Raw genomic sequence first — 16689 nt, 5'->3', positions numbered from 1 at the left:
GTGTCCGGCGGGGCCGGTGGCAAGCCGTCGTTCGGCTTACAGTTGAGACTAGCTTTGCGCGACAAGGTTTAAAGTCCCTTCGTCGGCTGCTTGTAAGAAGCGCCCCAGAGCGGCACTCTCTAGACCTGCACTCGTTTCTAGGCCGCCCGGATTACCGCTGGAGAACTGCTGATGACCGATATTGATGCACGCTTGCGCGAAGATGTTCACCTGCTTGGAGAGCTGTTGGGCAACACCATTCGAGACCAGTACGGCGAGGCGTTCCTCGACAAGATCGAGCAGATTCGCAAGGGCGCCAAGGCTGACCGCCGGGGCTCGATGGACGCCGAACTGAGCGCCAGCCTCAATCAATTGAGCGAAGACGAACTGCTTCCGGTGGCGCGGGCGTTCAACCAGTTTCTCAACCTGGCGAACATCGCCGAGCAGTATCAACTGATCCATCGTCGCGAAGAATCGCAACCGGCGCCGTTCGAGTCGCGGGTACTACCTGAATTGCTGGCGCGCCTGCGCAACGAAGGCCATGACGCCGAGTCGCTGGCGCGGCAACTGGCGCGGTTGGAAATCGAGTTGGTGCTGACCGCGCACCCCACCGAAGTGGCTCGCCGCACGCTGATCCAGAAGTACGACGCGATTGCCGCGCAACTCGCTGCGCAGGATCATCGCGACCTGACCAGCGCCGAGCGTGAACAGGTTCAGACGACCCTGCAGCGGCTGATCGCCGAAGCGTGGCACACCGAAGAAATCCGCCGCACCCGTCCGACCCCGGTGGATGAAGCGAAATGGGGTTTCGCGGTGATCGAGCATTCGCTGTGGCAAGCGATTCCCCACCACATGCGCAAGGCCGATCAGGCGCTGTACGCCGCCACGGGCCTGCGTCTGCCGCTGGAAGCCGCGCCGATTCGCTTTGCTTCCTGGATGGGCGGTGACCGTGACGGCAACCCCAATGTCACCGCAGCCGTGACCCGTGAAGTGTTGCTGCTGGCACGCTGGATGGCGGCGGATTTGTATTTGCGCGATGTCGATCATCTCGCTGCCGATTTGTCCATGCAGCAGGCCAGCGAGGCGCTCAGAAGCAAGGCTGGCGACAGTGCCGAACCGTATCGCGCGGTGCTCAAACAACTGCGTGAGCGTCTGCGAGCGACGCGTAACTGGGCGCACGCCTCACTGACCGCGCCGACGCCTGCACCCTGCGATGTGCTGCACGACAATCGCGACCTGCTCGAGCCGCTCCAGCTGTGTTTCAACTCTCTGCATGAGTGCGGCATGGGCGTGATTGCCGACGGGCCTTTGCTCGATTGTCTACGTCGCGCGGTGACATTCGGGCTGTTCCTGGTGCGCCTCGACGTGCGCCAGGACTCGTCGCGTCACAGTTCAGCGATGACCGAGATCACCGATTATCTGGGCCTCGGTCGTTACGAAGACTGGGACGAGGAACAGCGCATCAACTTCCTCACCGGGGAATTGAGCAACCGCAGGCCGTTGCTGCCAGCGCATTTCAAGCCTTCGGCCGATACGGCAGAAGTACTCAATACCTGCAAGGAAATTGCTGCGGCACCGGCGGCGTCGCTTGGCTCGTACGTGATCTCCATGGCCGGCGCGGCTTCCGATGTGCTCGCCGTGCAATTGCTGCTCAAAGAGTCCGGCGTGTTGCGTCCGATGCGCGTGGTGCCGCTGTTCGAAACCCTTGCCGACCTCGACAACGCCGGGCCGGTGATGGAGCGATTGTTGCTGCTGCCGGGTTATCGGACGCGCCTGCACGGCCCGCAAGAGGTGATGATCGGATATTCCGACTCGGCCAAGGACGCCGGCACAACTGCCGCTGCGTGGGCGCAATATCGCGCGCAGGAACGACTGGTGGAAATCTGCCGCGAGCAGCAGGTAGAGCTGTTGTTGTTTCACGGTCGCGGCGGCACCGTGGGGCGTGGCGGCGGCCCGGCCCACGCGGCGATTCTGTCGCAACCGCCGGGATCGGTGGCGGGGCGTTTCCGCACGACCGAGCAGGGAGAAATGATTCGTTTCAAATTCGGTCTCCCCGATATTGCCGAGCAAAACCTCAATCTTTATCTGGCAGCGGTGCTTGAAGCGACGCTGTTGCCGCCACCACCGCCGACACCTGAGTGGCGGCATCTGATGGACGAATTGGCGGCGGACGGTGTCAGCGCCTACCGCCAAGTGGTGCGAGAAAATCCGCAATTCGTCGAGTATTTCCGCCAGTCCACGCCGGAGCAGGAGCTGGGGCGCCTGCCGCTTGGCAGTCGTCCGGCCAAGCGTCGCGCCGGCGGCATTGAGAGCCTGCGGGCGATCCCGTGGATTTTCGGCTGGACGCAAACACGTTTGATGCTGCCGGCCTGGCTGGGTTGGGAGACAGCGCTGAGCAAGGCGCTGGAGCGCGGCGAAGGGGAATTGTTGGGGCAGATGCGCGAACAGTGGCCGTTCTTCCGCACCCGCATCGATATGCTGGAAATGGTCCTGGCCAAGGCCGACGCTGACATCGCGCTGTCCTACGACGAGCGTCTGGTCGAGGCAGATCTGCTGCCGTTGGGCGCGCAGTTACGCGACCTATTGTCGCAGGCGTGCGCCGTGGTGCTGGGGCTGACAGGCCAGTCACAGCTGCTGGCGCACAGCCCGGACACCCTCGAATTCATCCGTTTGCGCAACACCTACCTCGACCCGCTGCATCTATTGCAGGCAGAACTGTTGGCGCGTTCGCGGCAGCAGGATGTCGAGCAGGGCAGCCCGGTGGAACAGGCGCTGCTGGTGTCTGTGGCGGGGATTGCCGCCGGTTTGCGCAATACCGGCTAAGGTTGCTGGTGGCGTCAGCCGACACTTGCGATGAGTGTCGGATGGCGCTTTTGCTGTTGCACAAAAGTGCTCCGACGCGACACTTCATGATGGGGTTGCGACTTGGGTTACCGGGTCGCAGGGTCGCGGCGGGCGTCGGTTTCTCCGACTTTTGGCGTCTTGTGTGGGCGCAGCCTGCTGTGTATCTTGATCAGCCTTTGGCCGTTTGTGCGGCCACGACCCGTATTTTCAGGATCCGCCGGCAACGAGCGAATCCTTTGTTTTGTAAAGCTTTTATATAAAAAATTGAGGAGCACATCGATGCGCGTCATTCTGCTGGGAGCTCCCGGGGCCGGTAAAGGTACTCAGGCAAAGTTCATCACCGAGAAATTCGGCATTCCGCAAATCTCCACCGGCGACATGCTGCGTGCTGCGGTGAAGGCCGGCACTCCGCTGGGCGTACAAGCCAAGAGCATCATGGATGCCGGCGGCCTGGTGTCGGATGACCTGATCATCGCACTGGTCAAGGACCGCATCGCTCAACCTGACTGCGCCAACGGCTTTCTGTTCGACGGCTTCCCGCGCACCATTCCGCAGGCTGAAGCGCTGGTGACTGCCGGTGTCGAACTCGACGCTGTGGTTGAAATCGCTGTTGAAGACGAAGAGATCGTGCAACGCATTGCCGGTCGCCGTGTTCACGAAGCCAGCGGCCGCGTTTACCACATCGTCTACAACCCGCCAAAACTGGCTGGCAAAGACGACATCACCGGCGACGAGCTGGTACAGCGCAAGGACGACACCGAAGAAACCGTGCGTCATCGCCTGTCGGTCTACCATTCGCAGACCAAACCGCTGGTTGAGTTCTACCAGAACCTCTCCGCGAAAAATGGCGGCAAGCCGAAGTACAGCCATATTCCGGGCGTGGGTTCGGTAGAAGCCATTACCGCGAAGGTGCTTGAAGCGCTGAGCTGAAGTTGATTCGCTGCATCATCGACGGCCCGCTTGCGGGCCGTAGTTGTTTATACTGACGCACTTTTTTCCCCACCCTTGTTTTGGAAACATCGATGAGCACCTTGCTGGCCCTGGACACCGCGACTGAAGCTTGCTCCGTTGCCTTGCTGCATGACGGCAAGGTCACGAGCCATTACGAGGTGATCCCGCGCCTGCACGCGCAGAAGTTGCTGCCGATGATCCAGCAACTGCTGGCCGACGCCGGCACCACATTGCAGGCTGTCGATGCGATTGCGTTCGGCCGCGGCCCGGGTGCGTTTACCGGTGTGCGCATCGCTATCGGTGTGGTGCAAGGGCTGGCGTTCGCGCTGGATCGTCCGGTACTGCCAGTGTCGAACCTTGCGGTACTGGCGCAACGTGCCTTTCGTGAGCACGGCGCAAGTCAGGTAGCGGCCGCCATCGATGCGCGAATGGATGAAGTCTATTGGGGCTGCTACCGCGAAACGGCGGGGGAGATGAAACTGGTCGGTGCAGAGGCGGTGCTGCCGCCGGAAGTTGCGGCGCTGCCGGCCGATGCCACTGGCGACTGGTTCGGTGCCGGTACCGGCTGGGGTTATCGCGAGCGCATTGGAGTTGATTTGACGGGCTCCGATGCCGGCATGCTGCCCCACGCCGAAGACCTGCTAACCCTGGCGCGTTTCGCCTGGGAGCGCGGTGAGTCGATCCCGGCGGATGACGCGCAACCGGTTTATCTGCGCGATAAAGTCGCCACCCCAAAAGCCCGCTGATACAACGCTTTCCCCCTGTGGGAGCGAGCCTGCTCGCGAATGCCGTGTATCAGTCTCAATCAGCTTTCCTGACACACCGCATTCGCGAGCAGGCTCGCTCCCACAGGTTCGGTGCCCACAGGCAAATATCGCCAATCGTCAGTTTCTGCCCCCTCGCTTAAAACCTTTTGTGCTTTCTGTGTTCTAGTTATCACTCGGCAGTTTGCTAAGTCGGTCAAGTGCCGCTAAATTGCCATCATTGATACCGAGCATGAAATTATGCGTATAGACGGCGTTTCCACTCAGTCCTATCCCATCAAGCGCAAGCCTCGCAAAGGCAATGCGGCGCTGGATGAGTCCGTCGATATTATTGACGGCGAGCTGGAATTTCCAAGCGAAGAGCAGTTGGCCGCACGTGCCGCCCAAGCCGCCGCGCAACGCCTGAGCAATCTGCCTGCCCGTCAGCAAGACATGATCTACCACCGCGCAATGAAGAAAAGCGTAGCCATGGCCTTGGCCAGCTACCTGAGCACCGCCGGTTTTGTCGATTGGGATGCGGACGTGCTGGGCCTCGATCTGTATATCTGATGGATTTGCCTTACTACCTCGGTTGCCCGTCCTGGAGCGAAAATGCCTGGCGCGAGTATCTGTACCCGGTAGATGCCAAATCCTCTGAATTCCTCGGTCTCTACTCGCAAGTGTTCAACGCGGTGGAAGGCAACACCACCTTCTACGCAAGCCCATCGCCAGCCACGGTGCAGCGCTGGGCCGAGGTCATGCCCGCACACTTTCGTTTCACCGCCAAGTTCCCTGGCGACATCAGCCACAGCGGTGACTTGCGCGATCAACTGACGGCTGCCGAAACCTTCCTGCAACTGCTCAAACCCCTCGGCGAACGCGTTTCGCCGTTCTGGTTGCAACTGTCCAAAAGCTTCTCGCCGCAGCGGCTGCCGGAATTGGCGGCGTTTATCGATGCCCTGGACTGTCCGTTGGCAGTGGAGGTGCGCCACGATCAGTTTTTCGTCAAAGGCGAGAGCGAACGCCTGCTCAATCGGCTGCTGCTTGATCGCGGTGTCGAGCGCATCTGCCTCGACCCGCGTGCGCTGTTCAGTTGCCTGTCGACCGCGTCTTCGGTGATCCACGCGCAAGCGAAAAAACCCCGCGTGCCGACGCGCCCGGCAGCGTTCACGCAGTTTCCGCAGGTGCGCTTCATTGGCCATCCAGAGCTTGAGGCCAATGACTCCTTTCTGGCGCCTTGGGTGGTGAAAATTGCCGAGTGGATTGAAGAGGGCCGTACGCCCTACATTTTCCTGCATACCGCCGACAACCTGTTGGCGGCGAAGCTGGCGCAACGTTTTCACTCACAACTGATGCAACGTTTGCCTGGCTTGCCACCCCTGCCTGAGCTATACAGGGAACCCGCCGCGGAGCAACTGGGTCTGCTTTGAGGCGATCTCGTTTTCCTCGCCAGGAGCCCGCCGATGGACGCCCAAGCCGGTCAAGAACAACTGCGAAAAGCCGAAGCCTTCAAGGCACTTCATGAATGCCCCGGGATTTTCGTCATTCCCAATCCATGGGATGCGGGCTCGGCGAAAATGCTTGCCAGTCTCGGCTATCAGGCGTTGGCCACCACCAGCGCCGGTTATGCGTTTTCCCAAGGCAAGGCCGACGGCGCGTTAAGCCTCGATGAGACTCTGAACAACGTTCGCGCGATTGTCGCCGCGACAGATTTGCCCGTGGCGGTGGATCTGGAAAACGGCTTCGCCGATGATCCGTCCGAGTGTGCGCAGAGCTTGTTGCGCGCCGCCGAGGCGGGCGCAGTGGGTGGTTCGATCGAAGACGCCACGGGCCGCCCGGACGCGCCAATCTATTGCTTCGAACACGCCGTGGCGCGGATTGAAGCTGCTGTCGCTGCAGTGCGCACGCTGCCGTTTCCCTTCATTCTCACCGCCCGCGCGGAAAACTACCTGCACGGCAATCCCGATCTCGACGACACCATCCGCCGCTTGCAGGCCTTTGCCGAAGCCGGCGCGGATGTCTTGTATGCACCGGGTTTGCGCACGGCCGAAGAAGCGCGGGCGGTGGTGCAAGCCGTCGCGCCAAAACCGGTCAACGTGCTGATGTCCGGCGGTTTGAAACTGACCGTGCAGCAGCTCGAAGAAATGGGCGTGCGGCGCATCAGCACTGGGTCCGCGCTGGCGCTCGCGGCGCTCGGCGAATTTTTCCGTGCGGCTGAGGAAATCAGCCAGTCCGGCACGTTCGGCTTCACATCGCAGTCGATGCCTTACGCCAAGGCCAATCAGCTCTTCAAAGGTTAAGCATGGGGCGTTGGCTGTTTTGGCTGGTAGTACTGGCGATCGCTGGTGCTGCGGTGAGTGTCTGGCGCGGCTGGCTGGACGTGCCGAACGCGTGGAACCCGTGGGCACCGCTGGACGTGAAAGCAGCGCCCAACTGGCTGACGGGCTACAAGCTCATGCGCCTGCGCGGCGACCCCGAGCTTTGCGCTCAGGCACTGAGCAGTTCTGAGTTGCGTGTCAGCCGGCAAGCCGACAGCCCAGGCGCCAGGTGTCCTTTGATCGGCGCCTTGCGCATACAAGGCGGTGAGGTGGCGCTGAGCAGCAGCTTCATCGCCAGTTGCCCGCTGGCGGTGGCCTACGCAATGTTCGAACACCACACGCTGCAACCTGCTGCGCAATCGGTGTATGGCCAGAATGTTGCGCGGGTCGATCATCTCGGCAGCTTTGCCTGTCGCAACGTTTACAACCGCGAGAGTGGCGCGCTGAGCCGACACGCCAGTGCCGATGCATTGGATATCGCCGGTTTTCGTCTGGCTGACGGGCGCACCATCAGCGTGCTCAAGGACTGGCCGAAGCAGAATCGGGAGGCACAGTTTCTCCGTCAGGTCCGCGACGGCGCCTGCGAGTCATTCAGTGTGGTGTTGAGCCCGGATTACAACGCCGCTCATCGCAATCACTTTCATGTCGATGTCGGGCGCTGGAGTGTGTGTCGCTGAGGGTCAGGCGGCGAGGCGCAGGTTCTGCAGAACGATCGGGCGAGCCCAGCCGTTATCGAAATCCAGGGCTTTCTGCTGTTCGACGATTTCTTCTGGCGGGAACGGTGGATAAGGCTTTTGCAGCAGGTCCAGGTCGAATTCGGCAATCGGCAGGTACAGCGGACGTTTCTGCGGGGCAGGGCCCGGTTCTGGCAGCGGTTGGCCGTTATTGATCACAATCGGGCGAACCCAGCTGCTGTCGAAATTCTGCTGCTCTTGCTGAGCCTTGAGTTCTTCTGCCGGGAACGGCGGGAATGGCTTGTCCAGCAGCTCCATTTCAAACTCGGCGATCGGCAGGAACAACGGCTCCGGCGGACGCACCTGGGTTTCAACCACATCGCATTCACGCTGCTCGACGATATGCGCGTGCAGTTCGCTGCCGATGGTCGGTTCTTCTGGGCTGTTCAGATCAACCGGAGGAAACGTGCCGCAGGCCGGCACTACATCACTCGTCTGCTCGGCCAGGGCCTGGGCAAAGAAATCCTGCCACAGGTGACTAACGCCGCTCAGTGCTTGAGTGTTATGACGGCTGAAATCGCCATGGGGCGAAATGTAGCCAATCGATGTGGGAAGAATGCCTGACATTTTTTTCGGTTGACGCTCAGCTCTGGCAAAATGCGCGTTGAATGGTTTATCGGCGGTTTTTGTCGATCCTTAACTTTTTTGAGCGTTTTTTCATGATTGAGCCACCCGCGGCCTGCCGCATCCATGTCCAGGCCCTCGCCCCGACGTTTCAGGCGCAAGCCGCGCAATGGGCCGAACGTCTCGGCCTGCCGCTTGCCGAGGCTGACGGCGAGTTCGTCTTGCAGGTTGGCGAGCAGGGTTTGCAGTTGCAACAGCTTGGCCCGGATGCCCCGGGGCCGGTGCGGGTCGATTTCGTCGAGGGTGGCGCGGCGCATCGGCGTTTGTACGGTGGTGGCAGCGGACAAATGATTGCGAAGGCAGTCGGCATCGCTCAAGGCGTGCGCCCGCGCGTACTGGATGCAACGGCGGGGTTGGGCAAGGATGCGTTCGTGCTGGCCAGTCTGGGCTGCGACATGAGCCTGATCGAGCGTCAGCCGCTGATTGGCGCGCTGCTCGAGGACGGGCTGGCGCGGGGGGCGGAAGATTTCGAGGTGGCGCCGATTGTGGCGCGAATGAAACTGCTCAAGGGCAATTCCATTGAGGTCATGCGCAACTGGAAAGGCGAGCCACCGCAGGTCATCTACCTCGATCCAATGTTCCCGCACCGTGAGAAAACCGCGCTGGTGAAGAAGGAAATGCGCCTGTTCCGGCCGCTCGTAGGCGATGACCCGGATGCCCCGGCATTGTTGGAAGCAGCGCTGGCGCTGGCGACACACCGCGTGGTGGTCAAGCGCCCGCGCAAGGCGCCGTGCATCGACGGGCCGAAACCGAGCCATGCGCTGGATGGCAAATCGAGCCGGTATGACATCTATCCGAAGAAGGCGCTCAAGCCCTGAGACCGAGTCGCCTCATTCGCGAGCAGGCTCGCTCTCACAGTGGAATGCAAGTCAACCGTGGGAGCGAGCCTGCTCGCGAAAGCGTCAGATCGCGCACCGCAAGATTCATGGCTTGTACGCTTTCATGAACAAACCAACCACCTCGCGCACATGACGCTCCGCCGCCGCCCCAGTCAGCGGCTCGCCGCAGCCATACAGCAACCGGAAATTTCCCGCGCCCTTGATCAGGCAGAAGAAGTGCTCGGCCGCATTCCGTGGCTGATCGATGCTCAGCGCGCCGGTTGCGTGGATTTTTGCCAGCAAGCCTTCCATCCCGTTCACGACGCGCTCGGGACCTGCCTCGAAGAAAATCTGCGACAGCTTCGGGTCCTGGCTGCCCAGCGCCATGATCAGGCGATGCAGATTCACTGATTCATCGCTGTTGATCAGTTGATAGAAGCCCCGGGCAATGTTCAGCAACACACTCTCCACCGCGGTGCCTTCCGGCAATTCAAAGAACAGCGGGGGCAATTGCTCTTCGCATTTGGCCACCACGGCGGCGGAAAACAATGTCTCCTTGTCGTTGAAATGGCTGTAGACCGTCAGCTTCGACACGCCGGCCTCGCCGGCGACCGCGTCCATGCTGGTGTTGGCATAGCCATGACGCAGGAACAGGGTTTTCGCCGCGTCGAGGATCGCTTGGCGCTTGGCCAGATCCTTGGGGCGGCCCGGGCCGTTTGGAGCTGAAAGATTGTTCGACATTCTTCGCTTTTAATACTGGACTGGTGAGTTTGCTATTAATACCATACCGGCCAGTATAAATATTCCAAGCTCCATTAGCGAAAGGTCCGTCACCATGTTCCGCCATGCGTTGTCCTTTGCACTGCCAGCCAGTCTGGCGTTCCTGTTATCGGCGTGCGGTCAGGAAGAGGTGGCGAAAGTCACCGTGCGACCGGCCATGGTGGTGCAGCCCGAGCCTTCGGCGCAGGCGATGGAAAGTTATCCGGGTGAGGTGCGTGCCCGCTACGAACCCGATCTGGCGTTCCGTATCGGCGGCAAAGTCAGCCGACGACTGGTCGATGAAGGCCAGCGTGTAAAGGCTGATCAGCCATTGGCCGAACTCGATCCTCAGGACGTGCGCCTGCAATTGGAAGCCACCCGCGCCCAGGTCGCTGCCGCCGAGGCCAATCTGAATCTGGTGCGTGCCGAGCGCGATCGCTACAAGACCCTGATGGAGCGGCAGATGGTCAGCCGCTCGGCCTACGACAACGCGGAAAACCTCTACCGCTCCGGCGAAGCCCGCCTCAAGCAAATCAAAGCCGAATTCAACGTCTCGACCAATCAGGCCAGTTACGCGGTGCTCCGTGCGCCTCAGGATGGTGTGGTGGCCAAGCGCTCGGTCGAAGTGGGCCAAGTGGTTGCCGCCGGGCAAACCGTGTTCACCCTCGCGACCGACGGCGAGCGCGAAGTGCTCATCAGCCTGCCGGAGCAGAGTTTTGGCCGCTTCAAGGTCGGTCAGCCGGTCTCCGTGGAGTTGTGGGCGCAGCAGAATCAGCGCTTTGCCGGACAAATTCGCGAATTGTCCCCGGCGGCCGACCCGCGTTCCCGGACATTTGCCGCACGGATTTCCTTTACCAGCGGCAAGGTCCCTGCAGAGCTGGGCCAGAGCGCCCGCGTCTTCGTGCAAGCGGCAGACAGTGTTTCGTTGTCTGTACCGCTTTCCGCGCTGACTGCTGAAAACGGCGCCACCTATGTCTGGGTCGTCAGCGCCAACAACACGGTGAAAAAGACCCCGGTGCGGGTCGGCCCGTTCGGCGAGAAAGCCGTGCCCGTACTCGAGGGCTTGAACGCCAGTGACTGGGTGGTGGCAGCCGGTGTGCATATATTGCTGGACGACCAGCAGGTGCGCCCGGTGGATCGATCCAACCGTCTGGTCAATCTGGCGAACAAGGAGTAAGCCCCGATGCGCTTCAACCTCTCCGAATGGGCGTTGCGTAATCGCCAGATCGTACTGTTTCTGATGCTTTTGCTTGCTGTCGTCGGTGCGTTGTCCTACACCAAACTGGGCCAGAGCGAAGACCCGCCGTTCACCTTCAAGGCTATGGTGATCCAGACCCGCTGGCCCGGCGCGACCGCAGAGGAGGTCTCGCGGCAGGTCACCGAACGTATCGAAAAGAAACTGATGGAAACCGGTGAGTACGAACGCATTATGTCGTTCTCTCGCCCCGGTGAATCCCAGGTCACCTTCATCGCCCGCGATTCGATGCACTCAAAGGACATTCCCGACCTTTGGTATCAGTTGCGCAAAAAGGTCGGCGACATCCGTCAGACCTTGCCGCCGGGAATTCAAGGGCCATTCTTCAACGATGAGTTCGGTACGACCTTCGGCAATATCTATGCGCTGACCGGCGACGGTTTCGACTATGCCGTGCTCAAGGATTACGCCGACCGCATCCAGATCCAGCTGCAACGGGTCAAGGACGTCGGCAAGGTCGAATTGCTCGGCCTGCAGGATGAGAAGATCTGGGTCGAACTCTCCAACGTCAAACTCGCCACCCTCGGCTTGCCCCTGACGGCGGTGCAGCAAGCGCTGGAAGAACAGAACGCGGTGTCGACGGCCGGTTTCTTCGAGACGGGCAGCGAGCGCTTGCAGCTACGCGTCACGGGGAATTTTCAGACAGTCGACGAGATAAAGAACTTCCCGATCCGTGTCGCCGATCGTACGTTCCGTATCTCCGATATCGCTGACGTGCGTCGCGGTTTCAGCGATCCACCGGCGCCGCGCATGCGTTTCATGGGGGACGACGCAATCGGTCTGGCCGTGGCGATGAAGGATGGCGGCGACATATTGGTGCTGGGCAAGGCGCTGGAAGGCGAATTCTCGCGCATTCAGAAGAACCTTCCCGCCGGCATGCAATTGCGCAAGGTGTCCGATCAGCCGGCAGCAGTCAAAACCGGGGTCGGCGAGTTCGTCCAGGTGTTGGTAGAAGCACTGGCGATCGTGTTGCTGGTGAGCTTCTTCTCCCTCGGCGTGCGCACCGGCATGGTCGTCGCGTTGACCATTCCACTGGTGCTGGCGATGACATTCGCCTGCATGTATTACCTCGGGATCGGCTTGCACAAGATTTCCCTCGGCGCGCTGGTGCTGGCGCTGGGGCTTTTGGTGGACGATGCGATCATTGCCGTTGAAATGATGGCGATCAAAATGGAGCAGGGCTACGATCGCCTTCGCGCGGCAAGTTATGCCTGGACGAGCACGGCGTTTCCGATGCTCACCGGTACGCTGATTACCGCGGCCGGCTTTTTGCCAATTGCCACCGCGCAGTCCGGCACCGGCGAATACACCCGTTCGATTTTCCAGGTGGTGACCATTGCGCTGCTGGCCTCATGGGTGGCGGCGGTCATGTTCGTGCCATATCTGGGGGAAAAACTCCTGCCGGATCTGGCGAAAATTCATGCCGCCAAACACGGCACGGGGAATGGTCAGCCGGACCCGTACGCCACGCCGTTTTATCAGCGCGTTCGACGTCTTGTGGAATGGTGCGTGGCGCACCGCAAGACGGTGATCGTGCTCACCGTGGGCCTGTTTATCGCCTCGGTGATGTTGTTCCGCTTCGTGCCGCAACAGTTCTTTCCGGCCTCCAACCGATTGGAGCTGATGGTCGATCTGAAACTCGCCGAAGGTGTTTCGCTGGCCAACACCACCGCTGAGGTCAAACGTCTTGAAGCGCTGCTCAAGGAGCACGCCGGTATCGACAATTACGTGGCTTACGTCGGCACCGGTTCGCCGCGTTTCTACCTGCCGCTGGACCAACAACTGCCGGCGGCGAGTTTCGCCCAGTTTGTGGTGTTGGCGAAAACCATCGAGGAGCGTGAAGCGCTGCGCGGCTGGTTGATCGAGACCCTCAACGAACAATTCCCGGCCCTGCGTTCACGGGTCACGCGTCTGGAGAACGGTCCGCCAGTGGGTTATCCGGTGCAGTTCCGGGTCACGGGCGAACACATCGAGGAAGTCCGCGCGTTGGCCCGCAAGGTCGCGGCGAAGGTTCGCGAGAACCCGCATGTGGTCAATGTGCATCTGGACTGGGAAGAACCGAGCAAGGTCGTCTACCTGAACATCGATCAGGACCGCGCCCGCGCCCTCGGCGTGAGCACGGCCAATCTGGCGAAATTCCTGCAGAGTTCGCTGGTGGGTTCGACGGTCAGCCAGTACCGCGAAGACAACGAATTGATCGAGATTCTGCTGCGCGGCACCGTGCATGAGCGCACTGAGTTGTCGTTGCTGCCGAGTCTGGCGGTGCCGACGGATAACGGCCGCAGTGTGGCGTTGTCGCAGATTGCCACGCTCGAATATGGCTTCGAGGAAGGCATCATCTGGCACCGTAATCGGCTGCCAAACGTGACGGTGCGTGCAGATATTTATGGCAAGGAACAACCGGCGACACTGGTGAAGCAGATCATGCCGACGCTGGATTCGATTCGCGCCGAGTTGCCCGATGGTTATCTGCTGGACGTCGGCGGTACGGTGGAGGATTCCGAGCGCGGGCAAAAGTCGGTGAACGCCGGGGTGCCGATGTTCATTGTGGTGGTGCTGACCTTGCTGATGGTGCAGTTGCGCAGTTTCTCGCGCACGGCGATGGTGTTTCTCACAGCGCCGTTGGGGTTGATCGGGGTGACGCTGTTTTTGATGGTGTTCCGCCAGCCGTTCGGGTTTGTGGCGATGCTGGGGACGATCGCGCTGTCCGGGATGATCATGCGTAATTCGGTGATTCTGGTGGATCAGATCGAGCAGGATATTGCTTCGGGGCTTAAGCCCTGGCAGGCGATTATCGAGGCGACTGTGCGACGGTTCAGGCCGATTGTGCTGACGGCGCTGGCGGCGGTGCTGGCGATGATTCCGTTGTCGCGCAGTGTGTTTTTTGGGCCGATGGCGGTGGCGATCATGGGGGGGTTGATTGTGGCTACGGCGCTGACGTTGTTGTTTTTGCCGGCGTTGTATGCGGCTTGGTTTCGGGTGCGTAAGGACGCTTGATTTTTGGTGTCGTGGCGGCCTTCGGGCCGACCATGCTTTGGTTGGTTTGGGGTGTATATCCGTTTCTGCGGGTGTTGCCGCTGGCGGTTTCGCTCTTACAGCGAGTCCCTTTGGCAAACGCCCCAAAGGAACCAAAGGTCTGGGCCCCGGCGTTCGGCCCGCTCGCTGGGGCTCGGGGTTCCTTCGCTGCGGAATTGATCCGGGGGCATCGCTTCCGGTTTGCTTCGCTGCACCTCCTTTCGATGTATTCGACTTCGTCGAACGGCGCTTTGCGCCCACCCCCGGATCAATCCCTCCACTCAGCCTGCCGAAGGGGCCGGTACGGCGAGATCAAGAGCTGCAGCCGAGCTACGCTCATCCTGTTGAGTGGTGAGAAGCGAAGCGGGGCGGGGGGGGCTGTTTTTGCTTTGGCTTTTGTTTTTCTGTGGGAGCGAGACTGCTCGCGAAGGCGGCCTGACAGCCGACCCATTTCCACCCGCAAGCCCTCGCACCCTTCCTACAGCTTTTTCAGAAACCTCCGATCTTGAGCCGCTGCCCGTCGAATGCTGTACTCCAGGTTCTGTTTCCTGAGCCCTTGAGTCTGCCCCGATGAAGAAACCACCTGCATCAACCGGCAGAACCGATCCTGTTTTCGACCTGTTGGCTCGCCCGTCACACAAACAACGCCTCGCGGATTATCTGGCGCTACTCAAGCCGCTCGATGACCAGGGTCGCTATTTGCCCTTCGAGGCGCTGCGCTATCGCTGGGCTGCCGGGCTGGACGCGAATCTCTGTTGGGCTTTGGTGAAAAAGGCGCGGACTGCTCAGTACATCAACCTGTTGCCATTGGGCGAGCCAGTGCAGTGGGGCAAATTTGTGCCGACGCCGTTGGCGCAGAAAACCGTTTCTGTGGTGGATCGTCACACCAGCACGGCGGCGCTGGATTACATGACGAGTCAGATTGGCGAACGTGTGCATTTCTCCTACCTGCTCAACGACCTGATCGAAGACGAAGCCATCGCCAGTAGCCAACTGGAGGGTGCGGCGACCACGACCCGTGCTGCGAAGGACATGCTCAAACATCAGCGCCAGCCACGTACGCCGGATGAGCGCATGGTCATGGGCAATTACCGGATGATGAATTTCGCTTGGGAAAAGCGTTACGAACCCATGAGCGTGACGCTCATTGCTGCGCTCCACAAGGTGGGTGTGGAGGGCATCAATGACGAGCAGTATTCCCCGGGAGTTTTCAGAACCAACGATGAAGTGGTAGTTCAGGATGGCGCGGGCAATACCGTGCACCGGCCGCCTCCGGCTTCGGGTCTGATTCTGCGGTTGGCGAGGCTCTCCGACTGGATTAACGAGCCCGACAGCTCGCCTCTGGACAAGCACTATCTGCACCCGCTGATCAAGGCGATCACGCTGCATTTTGCCTTGGGTTTTGAGCATCCCTTTCGCGACGGTAACGGCCGGGTCGCCAGAGCGTTGTTCTATTGGTTCATGTTCAAACACGAGTTCGCTGCATTTCACTACATCGCGATCAGTTTGCTGTTGCGTAATGCGCCAGTGAAATACGGGCGCTCCTATCTGCACACCGAGGCGGATGAGCTGGATCTTACTTATTTCATCGAGTTCCAGTGTTCAATCATTCTGCGCGCCGTGGTCGGGTTTACTGACGTTTACCACAAGAGCTTGGCGGACAGTCAGGCGTTCGAACACGGGCTGACGCGCTCTGGCGTGTTTGATCAACTGACGGAACAACAGCGCGCGGTCTATCAGGTGGCTAAAAGCGGGGAGGCCAAGGAGTTTACGGCGAGCAACGTAGCGGAAAATTTTTCCTGCTCGTACACAGAGGCGGCATCGACGTTGGAGGGACTGGAGCGATTAAACGTCTTTGAGAGAACGACGATGGGGCGGGAGACGGTGTTCTTTTTGAGCGGTCCCTTACGAGGCAGGAAACACGGGAGCCAATCGCTTCGCCCCCGTGTGACGACAGTTTAAAGCGCCCCAAACACCTTCTTCGCCAGGCTCGTCGCCGCAGCGGCCGGGTTCTGGCGAATTGTTTCTTCCTGCTTGCCGATCATCTCGAACAAACCATTGAGCGCTTGTTCGGTGACGTAGCTCTCAACGTTCGCGCTCTTGGCATCGACCACGCCGAAGGCCGCAGCTTGACCTGCAAAGGAGTTGTACTTCTGTGCGACACCAACCTTGTCGGTGGCTTGTTTGACGATGGGCAGGAATTTGGCGCGGATCTGTTCGCGGCTGGATTTGTTCAGGTATTGGGTGGCCGAGTCGGTGCCGCCGCTGAGGATGCCTTTGGCGTCGGCCACGCTCATTTTTTTCACGGCGTCGACGAGGATCGGTTGGGCCTGGGTCACGGCGGATTCGGCAGCCTTGTTCATCGCCGTTTCCAGTTCTTCGACCTGGGCGCCCATACCGAAGGCTTTCATCTTGCTGGCGGCTTTGCCGAGTTTGCCCGGCAGCCCGATTTTCACGTCCGGGTTGTTGCTGAAACCGCCCGGTGTGCCGAGTTGTTTCACGGCAATCTGTGCGCCTTGGGTCAGGGCGTCCTTGAGGCCTCCGGTGGCGTCTTGTTGCGACAGGTCGTTGAGCGACAGGGCCATCGCGTTGGCGCAGATCATCAGGCCGGCGCAGGCGGCGGCGAAGCGAAGGGTAGAGCGGAGCATG

The 16689-nt window shown here is 60.5% G+C and carries 14 protein-coding genes; 11 read left to right on the top strand and 3 right to left on the bottom strand.

Annotated elements, in window-relative coordinates; genetic code table 11:
• The first annotated feature begins 171 nt into the window (after positions 1-171).
• The 7 genes from ppc to HU727_RS15920 all read left to right on the top strand — a co-directional run bounded on the left by ppc (position 172) and on the right by HU727_RS15920 (position 7512).
• The gene (ppc, locus tag HU727_RS15950) at positions 172-2802 is read left to right on the top strand and encodes a phosphoenolpyruvate carboxylase (RefSeq protein ID WP_186533205.1); all 2631 of its coding nucleotides are present in this window, start codon (positions 172-174) and stop codon (positions 2800-2802) included.
• 300 nt (positions 2803-3102) lie between these two features.
• Positions 3103-3753, top strand: coding sequence for an adenylate kinase (gene adk, locus HU727_RS15945; RefSeq protein ID WP_186533204.1), 651 nt, complete (start codon positions 3103-3105; stop codon positions 3751-3753).
• 92 nt (positions 3754-3845) lie between these two features.
• Positions 3846-4520: a tRNA (adenosine(37)-N6)-threonylcarbamoyltransferase complex dimerization subunit type 1 TsaB gene (gene tsaB / locus HU727_RS15940; RefSeq protein WP_186533203.1), complete on the top strand. Its 675-nt coding sequence runs from the start codon at positions 3846-3848 to the stop codon at positions 4518-4520.
• A gap of 258 nt (positions 4521-4778) precedes the next feature.
• Complete coding sequence (locus HU727_RS15935) at positions 4779-5087, top strand: hypothetical protein (protein ID WP_186533202.1); 309 nt, start codon at positions 4779-4781, stop codon at positions 5085-5087.
• Positions 5087-5947 carry a DUF72 domain-containing protein gene (locus tag HU727_RS15930; RefSeq protein WP_186533201.1) on the top strand — a complete coding sequence of 287 codons (861 nt, stop codon included), beginning with the start codon at positions 5087-5089 and terminating at the stop codon, positions 5945-5947. Before HU727_RS15935 ends, HU727_RS15930 begins: the two co-directional genes overlap by 1 nt.
• A 33-nt stretch (positions 5948-5980) precedes the next feature.
• On the top strand, positions 5981-6817 hold the full coding sequence (locus HU727_RS15925; protein ID WP_186533200.1) for an isocitrate lyase/PEP mutase family protein: 837 nt from the start codon (positions 5981-5983) through the stop codon (positions 6815-6817).
• 2 nt (positions 6818-6819) lie between these two features.
• Positions 6820-7512 (top strand): extensin-like domain-containing protein, encoded by a 693-nt coding sequence (locus HU727_RS15920; RefSeq protein ID WP_186533198.1) that lies wholly within the window; start codon positions 6820-6822, stop codon positions 7510-7512.
• 3 nt (positions 7513-7515) lie between these two features.
• On the opposite strand, the gene HU727_RS15915 is transcribed toward HU727_RS15920, so the two are convergent.
• Complete coding sequence (locus HU727_RS15915) at positions 7516-8136, bottom strand: energy transducer TonB (RefSeq protein ID WP_186533196.1); 621 nt, start codon at positions 8134-8136, stop codon at positions 7516-7518.
• Between the two features lie 92 nt (positions 8137-8228).
• On the opposite strand from HU727_RS15915, the gene HU727_RS15910 reads away from it, so the two are divergent.
• Positions 8229-9011 (top strand): class I SAM-dependent methyltransferase, encoded by a 783-nt coding sequence (locus HU727_RS15910; protein ID WP_186533194.1) that lies wholly within the window; start codon positions 8229-8231, stop codon positions 9009-9011.
• A gap of 105 nt (positions 9012-9116) precedes the next feature.
• Here HU727_RS15910 and HU727_RS15905 read toward each other — a convergent pair whose 3' ends face one another.
• The gene (locus HU727_RS15905; protein ID WP_186533192.1) at positions 9117-9752 is read right to left on the bottom strand and encodes a TetR/AcrR family transcriptional regulator; all 636 of its coding nucleotides are present in this window, start codon (positions 9750-9752) and stop codon (positions 9117-9119) included.
• A 94-nt stretch (positions 9753-9846) separates the two neighbouring features.
• On the opposite strand from HU727_RS15905, the gene HU727_RS15900 reads away from it, so the two are divergent.
• From HU727_RS15900 to HU727_RS15890, 3 genes are all read left to right on the top strand, one after another.
• Positions 9847-10947: an efflux RND transporter periplasmic adaptor subunit gene (locus HU727_RS15900; RefSeq protein WP_186533190.1), complete on the top strand. Its 1101-nt coding sequence runs from the start codon at positions 9847-9849 to the stop codon at positions 10945-10947.
• Positions 10948-10953: 6 nt separating this feature from the next.
• Entirely contained in the window at positions 10954-14022 is a 3069-nt protein-coding gene (locus HU727_RS15895; RefSeq protein WP_186533188.1) for an efflux RND transporter permease subunit, read from the top strand.
• Positions 14023-14610: 588 nt separating this feature from the next.
• The gene (locus HU727_RS15890) at positions 14611-16002 is read left to right on the top strand and encodes a Fic family protein (RefSeq protein WP_186533187.1); all 1392 of its coding nucleotides are present in this window, start codon (positions 14611-14613) and stop codon (positions 16000-16002) included.
• Here HU727_RS15890 and HU727_RS15885 read toward each other — a convergent pair.
• Positions 15999-16688, bottom strand: a complete 690-nt coding sequence (locus HU727_RS15885) for a DUF4197 domain-containing protein (RefSeq protein WP_186533186.1) — start codon at positions 16686-16688, stop codon at positions 15999-16001. The two genes, HU727_RS15890 and HU727_RS15885, sit on opposite strands and share 4 nt — an antisense overlap.
• Position 16689 lies beyond the last annotated feature (1 nt).

This window comes from Pseudomonas khorasanensis (genome assembly GCF_014268505.2).
Classification (GTDB): Bacteria; Pseudomonadota; Gammaproteobacteria; order Pseudomonadales; family Pseudomonadaceae; genus Aquipseudomonas; species Aquipseudomonas khorasanensis.
Note: the sequence above shows the minus strand (reverse complement) of the source record. Positions and strands in the feature narration are given on the sequence as shown.